We start from the raw sequence: 20,282 nt of genomic DNA, 5'->3' as shown, positions 1-20,282 counted from the left end.
AAAACTGGTTTACAGACTGTTGCTACTGTACTTCATAAACCTGCAATCTGCTGTAGATAAAAATTTTGTCAATGCGTAAGTCCTATAAATATTTAATATTTGAAATTGCTTATGCGTCTTCGCCAAGAAATTACGGTTATGTTTTCAACATTCATGCAGTTGGAAAGAGGCAGATTCAGCAAATGGTTGACTGATCCCAAACTGTATAGAAATATCCAAAATCACTTGCAGCGTTCGTCATCAGCACCTAAATCAGAGAACTTTTGGGCGCTATACTGGCACAAACAATGGCGCTCTGGGTTGAATAACCTTGCCAGAATGCATTTATTAGCTTATTTACAAGAACCATGTTACTGGGTTGCTGCAAAATCAGTTGCTAAATTTACTCTCAGCCAATACCTGCTCGCTGATTACTTTCAAATGGCGATCGCAGAAGCCGAAACAATTCTTAAAGATTTCAACCCAGAAAAATCTTCTAGCTTAAAAGCTTACGCCATCATGGCAATGCCCAGTCGGCTGAGAGATATTTTACGTCAACGCAAGGAAGCTGACATTTGCAGCAATTGGGCCTTGTTACGCAAAGTGAGCAAAAAGCTGCTTAATGAAGCTCTTAGTGAAGCTGGATTATCACAAAGCGCAGTTGCTCAATATCGTTTAGCTTGGACTTGTTTCAAGGAACTGTACACCCAAAACCAACTAGGAGGTGCCAGTCAGTTACCAGAACCGAATCGCCAACTTTGGGAAGCTATTGCCAACCTCTACAACCACCAACGCCAAAGCCAAATCACTCAACCGACTGAGCAGCGCAACGCCCAGACAATTGAGGGGTGGTTAACGCAAACAGCTCTCTATGTGCGTGCTTATCTATTTCCATCTGTGAAATCTCTAAATGCTTTCAAGCAAAATGATGACACGACAATAACATTTGATTTGCTAGACCCATCCTCTGACTCACCAATGGCTGATATGATAGCCGAAGAGGATATCCAAAATCGACAAAACCAAATATCTCAGATGTCTGGTGTATTGTTAGAAGCTTTACAGAGCCTAGATGTACAATCCCAAGAAGTACTTAAGCTTTACTACGAACAGGGACTGACTCAGCAGCAGATTATGCAACAGTTGCAGATGAGTCAGCCTACGGTGTCTCGCAAACTGGTTAAAGGTAGAGAATCAATACTTGCAGCACTAATTAAGTGGAGCCAGGATTTGAATATTTCTGTTAATTCCAACCAAATTAAAGATATGAGTCTTGCTTTGGAAGAATGGTTGACAAACCAGCATGGTGGTACAACATAAAACCGTAATTTTCACAAGGTAGTAAAAATGACTTGCGCGTTTGCAGATTCCAGAGAATGGTTGTTAGAAATATCACCAACTATTCAGGCGCAATCCTGGCAGCAAAGCCAGGTTTATGCTCAACCTAGTAGTCGCTGGTGCGCTTACATAAATCAAATTTGTCTCCATGCTTTCTTGGATTGGATCTCAACTGAAGATTTTCCCAGAGCGAGTGTTTGGTACAGTTTCCCTGGTACTCCAGCTTTTTGGGAATTTGTCAATGGCACAGCAATTTTGCTAGAGGGGAGGCGAGTTGTGTTGATCCCCAGTGAAGCAATTGATGATAGCGACTTAGAAGTACCTCAAGAATGGGTAGATATTCCTAGTTGGGCAGCAGACTACTATTTAGCAGTGCAAGTCAAACCGGATGGCGAGTGGGTACGAATTTGGGGTTACACAACCCATAAAGAACTAAAATCTCTGGCTGACTATGACTCAGTGGATAGGACTTATTGTATAGATGCACGGCATTTGACAAAAGACCTCAATGCTTTCTCTTTGAGCTACCAATTTTGCAGAGGAGAAGAGATGAAAGCGGCTATAGCTCCTTTACCACAATTATCCACCGAGCAAGCAGAAAATCTTGTGCAACGGTTAGGCAATGCCTCTTTTCATTTCTCTAGATTGGCAGTACCATTTATAACTTGGGGAGCGCTACTAGAAAATGAGCAGTGGCGGCAGCGCTTGTACCAACAACGGCAGCACCCACAATCATCGCAAGTGCGAGTGAATTTGAGTCGTTGGCTAGAAGGTATACACGATAATGCTTGGGAAGCAGTAGAAACATTTTTGCCCCTCAATTCCAACAGTCTAGCTTTTAATTTCAGGAGTAGCTCTGGGTTAAGTGTTGGTAGTATCAAACGAGCCAAGCTGATTGATTTGGGAATGGAAATAGAGTCTCAAAAAGTGGTGCTATTAGTTGCCTTCATACCAGAAGATAGCCAACAAGTTAGTATTCGCGTGCAACTACATCCTGCCAATGGAGAATATCTACCTATTAATATCAAGTTAGCTCTGCTTTTAGAGTCAGAAGAAATCATTCAGGAAGTGCAAGCAAGAGAACAAGATAACTACATACAATTAAAACGCTTTGATGGAGAAATAGGAGAATATTTTAGCATCCAAATTACTTTTGATAGTTACCAGATAACAGAAAATTTCGTGATTTAGTCATTAGTCATTAGTCATTGGTCATTAAATAAGGACAAACAACAAAAAGCAAATGAGTCAGCTAGTCATCTTCAGCTTGTTAGGAGGAGACTTAAATCAAGGATTTCCTGTTGTCACGGCTCAACTTTGGCACAATAACCAATTATTTAAAATAACAGGGAGTCTGCCAGCAATACCAGAACTTTCCGAACTCTACAGAAGATGGAAGTTACTCTACGAAGCTGTTTATCTACGTTTAGGCAGTAGTCAACGTATAAAAGTGCATTCACAAGATATTACCAATATTTCTGTGAATGATTTCGACGAAGTATGTCATCAGTTACAAACACATATCAATGCTTGGTTAAAATCTGAATCATTCCAAAATATTGAACGACAGTTAAGAACTCTACTCAGTCGAGATGATGAAATTAGAGTTATTTTTGAAACAAATATAGCTTTACTGCATCGGTTACCTTGGCATCTGTGGGATTTTTTTGAGGATTACCCAAAAGCAGAATTAGCTTTGAGCAATCATGAGTATGCATCTCCTCAAGTTGTGCAAAAATCTAACACAGATCAAGTCAAGATTCTAGCAATTCTCGGTAACAGTTTGGGTATTGATATTGATAAAGACCGTTCTTGGTTGCAAGGTTTAACAGATGCTCAAACTACGTTTCTTGTCGAACCTACACGAAAAGAACTTGATGAGCAATTGTGGAATCAGAATTGGGATATTCTATTTTTTGCCGGACATAGCGCTAGTATTGCAGATGGGGAAATAGGGGAAATTTATATCAATCAAACAGAGAGTTTAACAATTTCTCAATTTAAGAATGCACTTAAGACAGCAATTACACGCGGTTTAAAACTGGCAATTTTCAACTCCTGTGATGGCATTGGTTTGGCACGAAATTTGGCTGATTTGAACATTCCCCAAATGATTGTGATGCGGGAAGAGGTATCAGATTTAGTCGCACAGGAGTTTTTGAAAAACTTTCTTGTTGCTTTTGCTCTTAATAAGCCATTTTATCTGGCTGTGCGAGAAGCGCGGGAAAGACTTCAGGGGTTGGAGAATAACTTCCCTTGTGCTAGTTGGTTGCCAGTTATCTGCCAAAATCCCACAACTGTTCCGATAACTTGGCAAGAACTGCACAGTCGTTGTGGTGACACCGAGACTTGCAGCAAAATTTCAACCGCAAAGACCCAAAGCACAGCGAGAAAATTTAAACTTTGGACTATACTGCTGAGTACTGCTATTGTGACTCTTTCAACGATAGGTTTGAGATACTTGGGAGTTTTTGAGAATGCTGAACTGCAAACTTTTGACCAAATGCTACTCCTGCGCCCAAAGGAAGATTTAGACCTAAGATTGCTCGTTGTTGAAGTTACTGAAAAAGATATTCAATCCCGACAAGAGACGACAAAGGGAGTGAAATCTATTTCGGATAGTACGTTAGCTCAATTACTCAACAAATTACAAAAGTATCAACCGCGAGTCATTGGACTGGATATTTATAGAGATTTTGCCGATTCCCCAAATGAATCAAAGCCGATACAACTTGCTACTGAAATGAGCAAAGAAAATGTGGTAGTTGTCTGTAAAGGCAGAGATCGTAAATACGACCCCGAAGGTGTTAAACCACCTCTTGAAGTCCCTGTAGAACGTCAGGGTTTTACTGATGCAATTCAAGACTTAGATGGTACCGTGCGTCGCCAAATTATGATGATGGCACAAGAGCCTTCCTCTGCTTGTACAACGCCTTACTCTCTTTCGTTGCAATTAGCTGCTCGTTATTTATCTTACGAAAATATTCAACCCGATTTGAATGAAGATTATGTACAATTTGGTTCTAAAGTATTTAAACGCTTAAAGCCTGGTCGGAGTGGTGGCTATCAACAAAAAGTTGATTTAGGCGGATTTCAAATACTTGTCAACTACCGTAATGCAGATTACCAAAGAGTTTCTTTGGCAGATGTATTGAGCGATAAAGTTAACTTTGATTCGCTCAAAGATCGGGTAGTTATCATCGGAGTGACAGCTAACACTATCAGCGATACTTGGTCAACTCCCTACTCTGCTGCACAGCAACCATACCAGGAAATACCAGGCATATTTATACAAGCGCAAATGATCAGCCAAATTTTGAGTGCAGTTTTAGACAAACGTCCAATTCTTGGGGTTTTGCCTTTCTGGGGAGATATTCTGTGGATATGGGGATGGTCGAGCGTGTCTGGTCTGATTGTTTGGCGCGTGCGTCATTCGCTACTTAATCAGGGATGCGCCATGTTTGCGATCGCTATCATTTTATATGGAACTTGTGCGATCGCCCTTTGGGCAACTCCTTTTGGGAGCATCATCCTTTTAAAACAAGGGCTATGGTTACCATTTATTCCCTCTGCCTTTGCTGTAGTTGCAAGCGGTGTTGTTGTGTTGTTTGTTCAACGCAGTCAGAAATTTCCTACATCCTCTGAAGTGAGTGTGCAAAATCCGCCAAAATAGGAAAGTTCGAGAGTTATTCGTTTTGGACATCGCACACCCCGCACTTTGCCGCCCTCAAGCAGGTTCACAGGCTGCTTGAGAGCGGACAGCCTCAACCGTTCCATACTCCTCGGTCAGGGTTGTCCGCAGTACGCTTCATCGACAAGGCGCGAGACTTTCTAATCGCCGTGGCTTGTATTAATTTAGACTGTTCAAACAACCTCTAAGATTTCGCCAAATGTAGATTATGACGCAAATAAACAAATATTATGGAATATTGCTTCTTCATTGTGTAGGTAATAGTATTCTACTTAAGTGAAGATTTATTCAAGCCTATGTTAGATTACTTAGCAAATATTAAAGGCAATCTAGGGCGTTATACAGATACGATTTCTAGTACATCTAGTCTAGCGGTAGTATTTGGTAATATATTTGGCTGGTTATGGAATAGGCTTGTCACAGCTTTTTACTGGTTAGGAGATGCAAGTAAAGCTGTAATTGGATTTTTAGGTAATCTATTGGGTTGGTTATGGAATGGGATTATCACAGCTTTTTACTGGTTAGGAGATGCAAGTAAAGCTGTAATTGGATTTTTAGGTAATCTATTGGGTTGGTTATGGAATGGGATTGTCACAGTTTTTTACTGGTTAGGAGATGCAAGCAAAGCCGTAATTGGATTTTTAGGTAATCTATTGGGTTGGTTATGGAATGGGATTGTCACAGTTTTTTACTGGTTAGGAGATGCAAGCAAAGCCGTAATTGGATTTTTAGGTAATCTATTTAATTCGCTTAATTCTCAACCAATAATCCCTGTAACTTGCTTAATTTTAATTTTTATGTGGTTTGTAATCAAAGAATTTTTGAAACATAAAAGAGAGGACAGGGAACAACAAGAACGGATTGCAAAAGAGGAGAGGGAACGACAAGAACGGATTGCAGAAAATGAGAGGGAACTGCAAAAACTGATTGCAGAAAATGAGAGGGAACTGCAAAAACTGATTGCAGAAGAGGAGAGGGAACTGCAAAAACTGATTGCAGAAGAGGAGAGGGAACTGCAAAAACTGATTGCAGAAGAGGAGAGGGAACTGAAAGAACGAATTGCAAAAAAAGATAGAAACCAAGAAACATTCAATGCGATAGGAGAAAAAATAGGGGAAGAAGTCGCTAAAGGATTTCTTGAAAATCTTACTGATATGTTTGATTCGATGTAGCAATCATGAGAGTTAAATTTCATGAGATGCCATAACTAAAGACATAACAATAATAGGAGAGTTTATATGTTGCTAGTGCATAACCTCAACTAAATTGGTAGCAATGACTTTGGTTTATTCACTATCTGGAACTGCTGGGTCTCAAAAATCCGTCATTAATTTTGCTTTGCGGAGTACAAATTGCAGTACAGTTTCTTCGCGGGTAATAATATCAACTCTGCCATCCATACCCAATTGAATTTGACATTTCTTTGTACTGCGACCTAAAGCAAGTTTCTCTGGTTCAATTGTGACTTCGTAAAAAGCACCTACAGCAGTTGCTTTTGGGGTAGAGTTCGTATTAGCATCTGGATCGTTTTTTTGCACACTAACAGCATCAGGGGAAATCGCTTTGACAACGCCATTGAGAGTACCGTAATCAGGATAAGGACAAGCTGTTACTCGCATTTGCACTTTTTGACCGACTTTTATCTTACCTTTTTCCTCAGAACCGACAGCTGCTTTGATAACTAAAGGTGCATGACTAGGAACAATTTGGACAACTTCCTCTCCAGCCCGGAGAGTTTGACCGGGGTTTCTCAAATTTAGCTTGGAAATAATCCCGTCTGCTGTAGCGGTAATAGTAGTTTGCTTCAGGTCAATTTCAGCTTGCTTGAATTCGTTAGTATCGCGCTCTAATTGTTTTTCTGTTTCAATTTTCTGTTTTATAAGTGCTTGAAGTTCTCTTTCTAACGATGCTTTATTCACTTCCCCAGAGGCTTTTTCTTGAGCAATGCGTTCAGTCGCTATTGCTACCTCTGCATTGCTTGGGTTGAGAGCTGCTTGAGCGCGATCGCGTTTAGCAATAGCCCCTAAAACAGCTTGTTTTAGCCGTTTATTTGTTTTTTCTTGGGCTTTATAAGTGGCTTTTTGCGCCTGTACAGCTTGTTGTTGCTGTTTGACAGCCAGCTGTACTTCTTCTAGTTGGTCGCGGGATAATGCCCCTTGTTTAGCAACACTTTCATATCGGCTCTGCTTTGATGTTGCTGCTCCTAAAGCCGCCTCAGTTGCGTGGAGATTAGCTAATGCTGATTGTAACTGTGCTTGCCCTGCATATAATTCTTCTTGGGCCATTTTGACATTAGCTGATGCTTCTTGAAGTTCAGTGATACTGGTAATTTTTTTGTCTTGATGATCGCGATCGCGTCCCTGCAATTCAGCTTTAGCAGAGGCGATAGTCCGATTGGTGCGATCGCTTTCGGCTCGAATTTGACTCTCGATTGCATTAATTTGGAGAACGGTTTGAATTAGTTGTAAACTAGCTTGTTGAATATTAGTTTGTAGCTGGTTTTTTTTGGTTTGCAATCGAGAGTCATCAATAGTAGCAATAGTATCTCCTTTTCGCAGTGTTTGATTTCCTTTGACGTAAATCTGCATTACCTGTCCTTCTATCGCCGCCTGCACAATTGGCAATTCACCCGCAGGACGGACAACTGCTTGCCCTTTGACCGTAACTTTATATTTAGCAACCGCAGCCACAGGAACAGCTAACGCCAAGGCAAACACAATAAATAGTCCGCCAAATGTAGTCCAGCGACTAATTGGCGGGAGAAACTCGTTGTCTTTAACTAAGGGTAAAAAATTTGTTTGAGACTTACTAATCATAAGTTATACAGTTATCCTATTTAGGTCGTGAACATAGATTTAATTCACGCAGAGATGCAGAGGCGCAGAGAAGAGAGTTCAGAGAAATATTTAGTGTTCACAAACAATTTAGGATTGCTGTAAATATCTCTAAAATGTCTAAGAAACATTAACTAATTCCGAAAAAGTAAAGAAGATTTCAATCCATTACCATTATTAGAAGAATAAATCTCATCAAGAAAGCTTAAATGCTCTCCAGAGATATGACGTAATTCTTCTGGAGTTCCTTGAATTTTTAAACGTCCATCTTCAAGCAATACAATCCAATCAGCCCGTTTGATAACTTGAGGACGATGGCTGATCGTAATTGTGGTTTTACCTTGACGGTGATTAAGTAATCTATCCAAAATTTGGGTTTCACTCACTGGATCAAGAGCGCCTGTAGATTCATCTAGAATTAATACAGGCGGGTCAATCACAATTGCTCTAGCTATAGCTAATCTCTGCCTTTGTCCGCCAGAAATATTTGCACCAAATTCGCCTAAAACAGTTTGATATTTATCGGGTAATTTACTAATAAATTCATCTGCACCAGCAATTTGACAAGCTTTAACTATCTCCTCAAAACTAATGTTGGGATAACTGAAGTGAAAATTTTCCACAATCGAACGACTCCAAAAATGAGGTTCTTGGGGAACTAATACGACTTGCTGCCGCAAACATTCTAAAGATAAATCTTGCTGGTTATATATGCCATAACGGATATTACCAGATTGAACGTGATATAAACCAGTAATTAATTTGCCAAGGGAGCTTTTACCACAGCCAGATTGACCGATTAAGGCTATTACTTTACCACCAGGAATAGTTAAAGAAAAATTTTCTAACAGGTCAGTTCTACCAGGATGGTGAAAGTTAATTTGAGAACAACTAATATCTGCATTGCCAGGAATTTCTGCCCAAGGTTTTTTAAAGTCATTTTCATCTTCTGGAGTAGAATCTATCACTTCTGTCAAGCGTTGAACAACAATTTGAGCAGTGATAAATTCATCAATTAGCCCGACTGCTGACTCTAAAAAGTCAAGAAAGCTACCACTCATACCACTGTACGCCAGCAGTTGACCGATGGATAATGTCTGATTAATCACCAAGCTAGAACCTAACCAGAGTATGCTAATACTCGTCAATTTGGAAAGAATACTAGTGGCTGTGCCGCTGTAAAGCTCCAACTTCATCGTAGTCCAGTCTAAGTTAGCAAGGCGACCAAAATTTGTCTGATATTCTTGCCAAGCTTGCGGAGTCGCTTGGGTGGTTTTGAGGACTTGAACCCCGCGAAAGGTTTCGACTAAAAAGCCTTGATTTTCTGTACCTTTAACGATGAGGCTACGGGTTTTCTGGCGCAATGCGGGAAGAAAAAGCAGGTTGACAAAAGTGACGATCGCAAAAGCGGCGACGGAAGCTAGAGTCAGTTGCCAACTGTAGAAAAGCATGAAACCCAAGGAAACCAGAGCCACAAAAAATTGACTGGGTAAACCAAGGACAATTTGTGAAACTAAATTATTGATGGTATGAACATCAGCAATCCGGCTAACGACTTCCCCACTGCGTCGTGCTTCAAAATATGATAGGGGTAAGCGCAACAGTTTTCGGCCGTATTCTAGAATTAGTCCATATTGCAACCGTTGACCAAAATGACCAATCAGATGAGATTGTACTAAACCAATGGCACTTTGAATTAGGTTCATGGCAATCACACCAATTGCCACTGTTGTTAGCAGTTGGGTATCTCCCCGCACTAGCACGTCATCGGTGAGGAGTTGCATCATTAAAGGGGAAGCCAGGGACAACAGCCCGATCACAAAGTTGATAGCGATCGCCTGAGCCAAAAGATTGCGATAAGGCATAACGCGGGCAATAAAGCGCCCAAAACCGCCAATTTTATCTTCTGGTTGTTCATAGAAGCGGCTATCGTCTGGCATCAGCAGCAGCATCACACCATCACTCCAACCCGCGATTAATTCCTGGGAGGTGAGGTATAAAATGCCGAAGGCAGGGTCAGAGATCACATATTTTTTCCCCTTTTTCCCGTATAATACTACCCAGTGGTAGCCTTTCCAGTGAGCGATCGCGGGCATTGGGATTTCATTTAATTTCTCAAGCAGTTCTGGAGTAGCTTGAACTTGACGGGCATGGAATCCTAACGTTTCTGCTCCCCGCCTTAAACCTAATAGTGTAGTTCCTCGCTCTCCCGTACCCACTGCTTCTCGCACGCGATTGAGGGCAAAGGTGCGTCCGTAATGTTTGGCGATCGTGGCTAGGCTTGCTGCACCACAATCTTCTTCACTGTGTTGCAATATACTGTGGTATTTCATTGTTTAAAAAATCGCTCCCAGCCGCAGTGAACAGTACCAGCCGCAGCGAACAAGGAGTGAACAAGTCCGTTTCCTACCTGATAACTGGTAACTGATAACTGATAACTGATATATTTGTGCTATCTTGATATGAATAGAAAAGTAGGAGCGAAAATGACCTCGCCCCTACGAACTGCAAGAGAAGAATATTACTCAGCTAAAAGCTGATGTCAGAGCATTCTTTTCTTTTTGAGGTTTTGAAGGATTCGAGTACACGGTATGAAATAGACCAAAGCTGATTATGCAAGTTTGGCAGACGCGATGTTGTCGTTAAAAGGACCAGTAAAGTTACCTTTTGTACCTGCTCTCAGACGTCTTGATTGACCTGTGAAATTCACACCAGTGTAGACAATCCAATCTCTTTTACCCGTCACCTCGTACCAAGATGATATATTGTTAAATCTGCCTAAACTCCTTTGTCGGCCTCTGAAATCTTCCCGTATTCCTTCACCATCCTTCAAGTTGGAAAAGGTTAAGACACCACCACTAATAGTGGCAGCGGCTTCATGGGAAAGGTCTTGCACAGCTTCGATGCTGTAGAGGTCTTTGATTTGCTTGTTGTTCATATCTACTCCGTGGTTATTGATGTTAGACATTGTTTCTCTCCGAAATTTCAAAGTTTCTCTCCGAAATTTCAAATTTGAACTTGAACTGAAGGCAATCGCTGGTTTGGCTTGACTCTAATTCTTAATTGGTAGCAGTGAGATGGGATTATTCACGGCTAGGAATCAGAGGTTTTTTAGCTTTGCCTTCTGATTCTTAATTGGTAGCAGTAGTTGGGTTTATTCACTGCTACGATTATCAGCAATGGAAATGGTATTATTCATAGCTCTTGAAAGCCTTGGATAATTACCCAGGCACGAGCGAGGCAGACGCGATGTTGTTGTTAAAAGGACCAGTCAAGTTACCTTTTGTACCTGCTTTCAGACGTCTTAGTTGACCTGTGAAATTCACACCAGTGTAGACAATCCAATCTCTTTTACCCGTCACCTCGTACCAAGATGCTCTATTGTTAAAGCTGCTGCCAAAAGTCCTAATACCAAGGCCTGGACGAAAATTTCGCCGCGCTCCTTTACCACCCTTCTTGTCGGAAAATTTTAAGTTACCACCACTAATAGTGGCAGCGGCTTCATGGGAAAGCTCTTGCACAGCTTCGATGCTGTATAGGTCTTTGATTTGCTTGTTGTTCATATCTACTTCGTGGTTATTGATATTAGACATTGTTTTTCCCCTGAGTTTTAGACTGGGGTTTGAACTGAAGGTAAGCTTGTTTTCTTCCTTCTGATTGTTAATTGGTAGCAGTCAGATAAGTTTATTCACTGTTGGGAATCAGAGTTTTTTTAGCTTTACCTTCTGATAACTGTTAACACCGTTGACGTTTATTTGTGCTATCTTGATATGAATGAAAAAGTGAAAAAGTAGGAGCGAAAATGACCTCGCCCCTACAAACTGCAAGAGAAGAATATTACTCAGCTAAAAGCTTATGTCAGAGCATTCTTTTCTCTTTAAGGTTTTGAAGGATTCGAGTACACGGTATGAAATAGACCAGAGCTGATTATCCAGGTTTAACAGATTCAGTTTCTTACAGGTCTGGCAGACTCGATGTCCATGAACAAACGACGCCCAAAGCTACCTCGTGTACGTGATTCCAGACGCCTTGATTGACCTGTGAAATTCTTACCACTGTAGACAATCCAATCTCCATTACCCACTGCGTAGTGAGTTGCTTTATTCTTTACGGGGCGGGGTAAACTGCGTTTTGCATTTCTGAACGTTATCCCAGTCCCATCGTTATCCCCTAAGAATAATTCACTACCACCACTAATAGTGGCAGCGGCTTCATGGGAAAGGTCTTGTACAGCTTCGATGCTGTAAAGGTCTTTAATTTGCTTGTTGTTCATATCGACTCCGTGGTTATTGATGTTAGACATTGTTTTTCTCCTGAGTTTTAAATTGGGGTTTGAACTGAAGGTAAGCTTGTTTTCTTCCTTCTGATTATTAATTGGTAGCAGTGAGATAAGTTTATTCACGGCCTCGAATCAGAGGTTTTTAGCTTTGCCTTGTGATTCTTAATTGGTAGCGGTATTTTCGTTTATTCACGACCTCGAATCAGAAGTTTTTAACTTTGTCTTCTGATAACTGATAATTGTTAACACCGTTTACGTTTATTTGTGCTATCTTGATTGAATGAAAAAGTAGGAGCGAAAATAAACTCGCCCCTACGAACTGCAAGAGAAGAATGTTACTCAGCTAAAAGCTTATGTGAGAGCATTATTTTCTCTTTTAAGTTTTGAAGGATTCGAGTACACGGTATGAAATAGACTAGAGTTGATTATGCAGGTCTGACAGACGCGATGTCGTTGTTAAAAGGACCAGTGAAGTTACCTTTTGTACCTGCTTTCAGACGTCTTGATTTACCTGTGAATTTCTCACCAGTGTAGACAATCCAATCTCTTTTACCCGTCACCTCGTACCAAGATGCTTTATTGTTAAAGTGACCTAAACTGGGTCGTGCCTTTAGGATATTATCTAGCCGCGCTCCTTTACCATCCTTCTTGTCGGAAAAGTCTAAAGCACCACCACTAATAGTGGCAGCGGCTTCATGGGAAAGGTCTTGCACAGCTTCGATGCTGTAGAGGTCTTTGATTTGCTTGTTGTTCATATCTACTCCGTGGTTATTAATGTTAGACATTGTTTTTCCCCTGAGTTTTAGATTGGGATTTGAACTGAAGGTAAGCTTTAAGCAAAGTTCCTAAAACGGATGCACAGAAGTCAAATCTATGATAAGCGTCTGAGAGAACTAATTGAATTGTTTACTCCTCTAGCAAGTGTACGGTATCGTCCTGGTCCCAAAGTTATAAATGGACCTCTAAAGTTTGCATTTTTATAAAACCTCCATCTTTCATTCCCTGTAATAATAATAGATGAGGTTACGTTGTTGAAATTGTTATTAACTAGGTTGCCATCACCGCGAGAAAACGTTATGCCTCTTCCCTGAAAGTTAATACCCTCGTATATGTTTACCCTGCCTCCACTACAAGTACCAGCAACCTCATCGTTAAGTTCTTTCACTGCGCTGAAGCTCAATTCTGTTAAAGTTTTCTTGTTCATATCTACTCCGTAGTTGTTGATGTTAGACATTGTTTCTCTCCGAAATTTCAAAGTTTCTCTCCGAAATTTCAAATTTGAACTTGAACTGAAGGCGATCGCTGGTTTGGCTTAACCTTCTGATTCTTAATTGGTAGCAGTGAGATAATTTTATTCACTGTTAGGAATCAGACGTTTTTTAGCTTGGCCTTCTGATTCTTAATTGGTAGCAGTGAGATAATTTTATTCACGGCTGGGAATCAGAAGTTTTTTAGCTTGGCCTTCTAATTCTTAATTGGTAGCAGTGAGATAATTTTATTCACGGCTGGGAATCAGAAGTTTTTTAGCTTGGCCTTCTAATTCTTAATTGGTAGCAGTGAGATAATTTTATTCACGGCTGGGAATCAGAAGTTTTTTAGCTTGGCCTTCTAATTCTTAATTGGTAGCAGTGAGATAATTTTATTCACGGCTGGGAATCAGAAGTTTTTTAGCTTGGCCTTCTGACCGCACTGGCTTCCCTACCACCATGCAATCCCTATTCCCCTACACCCCTTTGAACTATAAGTGTTGAGCTTTTAATGACGGTTAACTTGAATATTTTTTAACCGAATTCCCACTGCACTATACTTGACAACAATGCCTGCTTTGGATGATGACGATTCGTTTTTTGCAAGTCATACCAGAAGCGAGAAATGTGTTGATATCTAAAGCTTGTGAATAAGTCGAGCACCCTGATACCTATACTTAATTGAAGATTCACTCGCTAAATTTCCTTTTCAATAGGAGAGTGCAATGTCTGGAGTATCTATACGTTTGTATTGGTGGCAAGGTCTAGGAATTGCGATCGCAAGTGCAATAGTCTTATATACAACTAGTTCAGTTGCTCAAATTACGCCAGATGGAACTCTGCCAAATAATTCCAACGTGAAATTAGAGGATAATACCAGGATTATCTCGGGTGGAACGACAAGAGGCGCTAACCTATTCCACAGCTTTAGAGAATTTTCTGTTCCCACTGGTCAGACAGCTTTTTTCAATAATGCACTCGATATTCAAAACATTTTCACACGAGTCACTGGCTCAAGCGTTTCAAACATTGATGGGTCGATTCGTACATTGGGTAAAGCAAACCTGTTTCTGATGAATCCCAATGGGATTATTTTTGGTAAAAATGCCAGGTTGAACATCGGCGGTTCGTTTGTTGTCACAACAGCGAATGCCATAGGGTTTGACAATCTGGGATTTTTCAGCGCCTCAAATCCAGAAGCACCCTCACCGTTGTTAACAGTAAATCCAAATGCCTTATTATTTAATCAAATTGTGGCTGCACCAATTCAAAATAGTTCGACTGCACGAGCAGGATTTACTCCTGGCGGCGAGGATGCATTCGGTCTACGTGTTCGGGATGGTCGAAGTTTGTTGCTAGTAGGCGGCAATGTGAACATGGATGGTGGAAGATTGAATGCTTTTGGTGGACTCGTCGAGTTAGGTGGGTTAGCTAGTGTCGGTACAGTTGGGTTGAATGGGGATGGTAATAATAATCTGAGTTTGAGTTTTCCCAATAGTGTGGAAAGAAGCGATGTTTTCCTTAGCGATCGCGCGCAAGTAAATGTATTGGCTGGCAATGGTGGTAGTATCACAGTTAATGCCCGGAATTTAGAGATGACAGGAAGGAGTCTCCTGCGTGCAGGCATAGACACTAGACTAGGTTCTAATAATAGTAAGGCAGGAAATATTTCGGTTAATGCTACGGTCGCAATAAACCTTAACAATAACAGTGAGATTTTTAATCAAGTGCTATCAGAAGCAAATGGACAGGGAGGCGATGTCAGTATCAATGCTAGAACCTTGCGGCTTGAGAGTGGGGCACGGGTAAATACTGGTACTTTTGGTGCGGGCAACGGGGGAAATTTGAGCGTTGATGCTCAAGATGTGCAACTGATTGGTAGAAGCGCTAATGTTCTGTTTGGCAGTGGCTTGTTTACTTCTGCACGGCCAAACTCAACAGGGAATGCAGGTGATTTGATAGTCAAAACCAATACCTTGCTAGTGCGAGAAGGGGCAAGAGTAAATACTGGCACTTTTGGTCCGGGCAAGGGGGGAGATTTGAGCGTTGATGCTCAAGATGTGCAACTGATTGGTAGAAGCGCTAATGGTCGGTTTGGCAGTGGCTTGTTTACTTCTGCACAGCTAAACTCAACAGGAGATGCGGGTAATTTGATAGTTAAAACTAATACCTTGCTAGTGCAAGATGGGGCAAGAGTAACCGTGCAGAGTTCCGAAACAGGAACCGCAGGCAACATGACATTAAATGCACGCTCTATCCGTTTAACCAACAAAGGCTCACTCAGCGCCAATACAGGCATCCCCAAAGTTGACCGAGATAGAGAACAGGCGACAATTAACATTAACTCACAAGATTTGATCTTGACTGGCAATAGCAACATCACAACCAACGCCAGAGGAGCAAGGGTTATCGGCGGCAACATCAATATTAATACCGATGTCCTGGTTGGCTTTGAAAATAGCGACATCAGCGCTAATTCTGATAACTTTCGGGGCGGGAATGTCAGAATCAATACTAAAGGTATCTTTGGTATTCAGTTCCGGAATGTACCTTCCCGAAACACAAGCGATATCACCGCCACAGGGCGAGGGCGAATTCGCAGGTTGAGTGGTAATGTAGAAATCACTACACCTGATATTGACCCCACTAGCGGCTTAATCGAACTCCCTACCGATCTCGTTGATGTCTCTGGGCAAATTTCCACCACCTGCACTCCCGGAAGTCGGCAATTTCAGAGTTCTTTTGTGTCAACAGGACGTGGTGGACTACCGATGAGTCCCACTGAACCATTACAAGATACAAATACTCTCTCAGCGTGGGTGAGATTAAGACCAAAACCAGCAACAAGAGCTAAAACAACAATTTCGCCACAACCAACAGCAGTCTCAAATAGTACTAAAATTGCTGCGGCAACGATTGTGGAAGCTACTGGTTGGGTAGTTGATCGCAATGGAAATATAAAACTTGTGGTGCAAGCACCTAATGTCACTCCTGTGAGTTCTCGACATCCTGCTTCTTGTCCTGCATCTCGCTAAGGCGTGAAATATGCATCCATTTGCGCTGACCAAGCGACTCGTTAGATTTGCGATAATTAGAGCTTTCTTATATTATTTTTTATCTATCCCGGCAGAACTCCAACAAGCGGCAATCAATAAGTATTATCACAAATTGTAAGGAATTATTAATGTCTGCCAAAGATATCTTTCACGAAGCCGTAAAACAGGCACTGCAAAAAGAGCAGTGGATTATTACGCATGATCCCCTAAAGGTAGAGTTTGGAGATGTAAACTTTCAAATCGATTTGGGTGTTCAAAGAGTAATTGCCGCCCAGAAGCAAGATGATAAAATTGCAGTTGAGATAAAAAGTTTTTTGAGATCGTCTGCAATTACTGAATTTTATTCCGCACTGGGACAATTTCTCAGCTATCGGCTGGCGCTAGAAGAAGTCCACCTTAACCGCACCCTATATGTTGCAGTACCGCTAGACATATACAAAACATTTTTTCAGCTTGAGTTTACCCAGGTGGCAATGCGACGTTATCAAGTACTACTGATTGTATACGATCCCGTTGAAAAGGTAATTGTGCAATGGCAAAAATAGAACAGTATCGGCAATTTGTTCAAAGTCTACTTACAAAATATGCTGACAACACATCTAATAGTGATGTGGAGGTTCAACTAATATTTGATACAAAGCGAGATCATTATCAATGGATGAATGTAGGCTGGCGTCAGCTTGACCGGATTTATCGGTGCATCATCCATTTTGACATTAAAGATGGCAAGATTTGGATTCAACAGAACTTAACTGAAGTAGATCTCGCTGAGGAACTCGTGCTTATGGGGGTTCCAACAGAAGACATTGTTCTAGGTCTTATCGCTCCCTATAAGCGGCAATATACTGGATTCAGTATAGCTTGAATGAAGAGTGCTTATAAAAAAGTAGGCTGAAAACCCCAGTCTCGTTTTTGACTGAGGGTATTTTTTCAGATACCTAAAAATCAACCCTCATAGCCTTTAGTAAATACCGACTTCTTGTCCTGCATCTCGCTAAGGTGTGAAATATGTATCCATTTGCGCTGATCAAGCAACTTATGAGATTTGCAGTAAACCATGTAATCCTATTTACCCTTGCTTTTTCCCTAACTATTATCCCCAGGACATTCGCCAAACAACCCCAGATAAATTCACCCGCCGGAACATACACGCAAACTACCAAACCTTCAACCAAAACACCACAGCAACTTGTCTCTCAAGGAGAAGCACTTTATCAATCTGGACGCTTTGCTGAGGCTATAACTGTTCTGCAACAAGCTATCCGTATCTATCAACAACAAGGCGACAACCTCGCACAAGCCGCAGCATCAACAAACCTCTCTCTAGTGTTTGAGCAACTCGGCTCATGGAAAGAAGCGTCAAAAGCTATTAATAACAGCTTAAATCTACTTGGCTGGGACAATACAAATCAAAAGTTAAATGTCAACAATCCCAAGTCAGAATTGCTAGAAGTTCTAGGACAAACTTTAGAGATTCAAAGTGGACTGCAACTATCACAGGGACAGGCAGATATATCTTTGAAAACATCACAGCAAGCAGAGCAAATCTGGAAGCGCTTAGGTAAACAATACAATATGGGAGTGACGCGCAGCCGTATTAATCAAGCACAAGCTCTACGAGTTTCTGGGTTTTACCGCCGTAGCTTAGACATATTGAATGAAGTTTCTCAACAGTTACAAAGCCAACCTGATTCACTGGAAAAAGTCACTGCTTTGCGCTCTCTTGGTAATGTCCATCGACAATTAGGTAACTTAGAACAATCCTGGAAAAATTTAAAACATAGTTTAGAAATTGCCCAACGTCTGCAACTACCTTTAGAGATTAGCCTCACAGAATTTTCTCTTGGTAATACTGTTAGAGATTTAGGTAATATAAAAGACGCGATCGCTCATTATGAAAATGCGGCTTTAATTGCGCCAAACCCGCTCACCAAAGTTCAAGCTCAAATCAATCAACTCAGCTTGCTTGTCGAGAATGAACAAGTAACACAAGCAAAAACAATAATACCTACAATCCAATCTCAACTCGCAACCCTGCCTACCACTCAAGCTGGTATCTACGCACGGATCAATTTTGCTCGCACCATAAGTAAAATTGGTAATAAAAAAGATATTGCAGAGATTCTGGCAAACAGCGTTCAACAAGCCAAAACTATAGGCGATCAGCGTACTCAATCCTATGGACTTGGCAGTTTAGCAGAAGTCTACGAGCAAAACAATCAATGGCAAGATGCACAGAAATTAACGCAGCAAGCATTGTTTCTCGCTCAAAAAATCGATGCGTCAGATATAGCTTATCGTTGGGAGTGGCAGTTAGGACGCTTGCTCAAAGCACAAGGAAATATTGAGGGAGCGATCGCTGCCTATGATACCGCAGTTGCAACTCTTCAGTCTCTTCGTACCGATTTAGTTACGGTAAACCAAGAAGTACAATTTAATTTTCGTGATAGCGTAGAACCTATTTATCGCCAGTCAGTAGAACTGCTTTTACAACAGAAAGGACAAGGAAAACCCGATCTAGATAAAGTCCGCCAGCGAGTTGAAGCCTTGCAACTAGCAGAACTAGACAATTTTTTCCGAGAAGCTTGCTTAAGTAACCAATTTGTGGTATTGGATAAAGTGGTAGACCGCGATCGCCCTAATACTGCCATTTTTTACCCGATTATTCTAGATAACCAATTAGAAATAATCCTCAAACTTCCCAATCAACCTTTGTTACATAAAACTTCTGTGGTGAACCATCAGCAAGTAGAGCAGGCGATCGCCCAAATGCGAGAGACGATAGTCCAACCCGATGCGAATAATAAATTTCAAGTTGTTTCCCAGCAGCTTTATGATTGGTTAATTAAACCAGTTGCAGGTGAACTCAAAAATAGTAAAGTTAATACTCTAGTCTTTATCCCAGACGGGTCACTACGCAATATTCCGATGTCTGCGTTGTCTGATGGCAAAGAGTATTTAGTCCAGAAGTACGCTATAGCCATTAGTCCGGGATTGCAACTATTTACCCCCAAACCTCTAGCACAGAAAAGATTAAACGCTCTGGCTGGAGGACTCTCGCAACCACCCAGCAACGAAAAGTTTGCACCGCTTCCCAATGTCAAAGTCGAACTGAAATTGATTCAGCGATCGGGTATATCGACAACGATATTACTGGATGAAAATTTCAAAAGTACAACTTTAGGAAAAACGATTAATGCCCAACCTTTTAAAATTGTTCACCTGGCAACTCACGGACAATTTAGCTCTAAAGCAAAAGACACTTTTATCTTAGCAGCCGATAAACGCATCTACGTAAATGAATTAGATAGCTTGCTCAAAAGTGTAGAGCAAAAACGAACAGAGCCAGTAGAATTACTTGTTCTGAGTGCTTGCGAAACAGCACAAGGAGATGACCGTGCTGCATTGGGGTTAGCCGGAGTTGCTATTCGAGCCGGGGCGCGGAGTACTCTAGCGTCTCTATGGCAAATTGGGGATGAATCCACTGCTTTGTTTGTGAGTGAATTCTACCATCAGTTAACATTAACAACTAGCAAAACTACAGCAGAAGCTTTACGCGAAGCTCAATTAAAGCTACTGTCTAGTTCGCAATACACTCGTCCTCTTTACTGGGCAACTTACGTGTTAGTTGGTAATTGGTTGTAGAAGAACAGTTGCGACACTGAAGCAGACTAGCTCAGAGTTGGTTTATCAAACGAGTTTCACAATGGAACGCACACACCATGAATTTGAAGTTATTTTGAGTTTTTTTGTTAATGGATCTTGCTAAAATCATAAGCAAGATTTTCTATCTTGCGAGGATCTATGCGGTCAATTGAGCAGATAACAGAAGAACTCCTAAGCTGTTCCATATATAAC

At 41.2% G+C, this 20,282-nt stretch carries 15 protein-coding genes; 8 read left to right on the top strand and 7 right to left on the bottom strand.

The annotated features are described in order from the left end of the window. Positions 1–138: 138 nt before the first annotated feature. From AC5JMF_RS05845 to AC5JMF_RS05830, 4 genes are all read left to right on the top strand, one after another. Positions 139–1,299 carry a sigma-70 family RNA polymerase sigma factor gene (locus tag AC5JMF_RS05845; protein ID WP_495794761.1) on the top strand — a complete coding sequence of 387 codons (1,161 nt, stop codon included), beginning with the start codon at positions 139–141 and terminating at the stop codon, positions 1,297–1,299. A 27-nt stretch (positions 1,300–1,326) separates the two neighbouring features. Continuing rightward, on the top strand, positions 1,327–2,508 hold the full coding sequence (locus AC5JMF_RS05840; RefSeq protein ID WP_495794760.1) for a DUF1822 family protein: 1,182 nt from the start codon (positions 1,327–1,329) through the stop codon (positions 2,506–2,508). A 52-nt stretch (positions 2,509–2,560) separates the two neighbouring features. After that, positions 2,561–4,990, top strand: coding sequence for a CHASE2 domain-containing protein (locus AC5JMF_RS05835; protein WP_495794759.1), 2,430 nt, complete (start codon positions 2,561–2,563; stop codon positions 4,988–4,990). A 314-nt stretch (positions 4,991–5,304) separates the two neighbouring features. After that, complete coding sequence (locus AC5JMF_RS05830; RefSeq protein WP_495794758.1) at positions 5,305–6,180, top strand: hypothetical protein; 876 nt, start codon at positions 5,305–5,307, stop codon at positions 6,178–6,180. A gap of 141 nt (positions 6,181–6,321) precedes the next feature. Here the strand turns inward: AC5JMF_RS05830 and AC5JMF_RS05825 are convergent, their stop codons facing one another. The 7 genes from AC5JMF_RS05825 to AC5JMF_RS05795 form a co-directional block, all read right to left on the bottom strand. After that, the gene (locus AC5JMF_RS05825) at positions 6,322–7,824 is read right to left on the bottom strand and encodes an HlyD family secretion protein (protein ID WP_495794757.1); all 1,503 of its coding nucleotides are present in this window, start codon (positions 7,822–7,824) and stop codon (positions 6,322–6,324) included. A 152-nt stretch (positions 7,825–7,976) separates the two neighbouring features. Continuing rightward, entirely contained in the window at positions 7,977–10,175 is a 2,199-nt protein-coding gene (locus AC5JMF_RS05820; protein ID WP_495794756.1) for a peptidase domain-containing ABC transporter, read from the bottom strand. A gap of 278 nt (positions 10,176–10,453) precedes the next feature. Continuing rightward, positions 10,454–10,810, bottom strand: a complete 357-nt coding sequence (locus AC5JMF_RS05815; protein WP_495794755.1) for a beta/gamma crystallin family protein — start codon at positions 10,808–10,810, stop codon at positions 10,454–10,456. A 253-nt stretch (positions 10,811–11,063) separates the two neighbouring features. Further along, positions 11,064–11,435 carry a hypothetical protein gene (locus tag AC5JMF_RS05810; protein WP_495794754.1) on the bottom strand — a complete coding sequence of 124 codons (372 nt, stop codon included), beginning with the start codon at positions 11,433–11,435 and terminating at the stop codon, positions 11,064–11,066. Positions 11,436–11,788: 353 nt separating this feature from the next. Further along, positions 11,789–12,145: a hypothetical protein gene (locus AC5JMF_RS05805; protein WP_495794753.1), complete on the bottom strand. Its 357-nt coding sequence runs from the start codon at positions 12,143–12,145 to the stop codon at positions 11,789–11,791. 401 nt (positions 12,146–12,546) lie between these two features. After that, complete coding sequence (locus AC5JMF_RS05800) at positions 12,547–12,906, bottom strand: hypothetical protein (RefSeq protein ID WP_495794752.1); 360 nt, start codon at positions 12,904–12,906, stop codon at positions 12,547–12,549. 86 nt (positions 12,907–12,992) lie between these two features. Next, positions 12,993–13,355 carry a beta/gamma crystallin-related protein gene (locus AC5JMF_RS05795; protein ID WP_495794751.1) on the bottom strand — a complete coding sequence of 121 codons (363 nt, stop codon included), beginning with the start codon at positions 13,353–13,355 and terminating at the stop codon, positions 12,993–12,995. Between the two features lie 738 nt (positions 13,356–14,093). Between AC5JMF_RS05795 and AC5JMF_RS05790 the strand changes: the two genes are divergently transcribed. The 4 genes from AC5JMF_RS05790 (at position 14,094) to AC5JMF_RS05775 (ending at position 20,069) form a co-directional block, all read left to right on the top strand. Next, the gene (locus tag AC5JMF_RS05790; RefSeq protein WP_495794750.1) at positions 14,094–16,403 is read left to right on the top strand and encodes a filamentous hemagglutinin N-terminal domain-containing protein; all 2,310 of its coding nucleotides are present in this window, start codon (positions 14,094–14,096) and stop codon (positions 16,401–16,403) included. 149 nt (positions 16,404–16,552) lie between these two features. Beyond that, entirely contained in the window at positions 16,553–16,969 is a 417-nt protein-coding gene (locus tag AC5JMF_RS05785; RefSeq protein ID WP_495794749.1) for a XisH family protein, read from the top strand. Next, on the top strand, positions 16,957–17,289 hold the full coding sequence (locus tag AC5JMF_RS05780; protein ID WP_495794748.1) for a XisI protein: 333 nt from the start codon (positions 16,957–16,959) through the stop codon (positions 17,287–17,289). The genes AC5JMF_RS05785 and AC5JMF_RS05780 overlap by 13 nt, the downstream gene beginning before the upstream one ends. A 173-nt stretch (positions 17,290–17,462) precedes the next feature. Continuing rightward, a complete protein-coding gene (locus AC5JMF_RS05775; protein WP_495794747.1) occupies positions 17,463–20,069 on the top strand; it encodes a CHAT domain-containing protein in 2,607 nt (868 codons plus the stop codon). Positions 20,070–20,282 lie beyond the last annotated feature (213 nt).

It is taken from the genome of Desmonostoc vinosum, from assembly GCF_059505385.1.
Note: the sequence above shows the minus strand (reverse complement) of the source record. Positions and strands in the feature narration are given on the sequence as shown.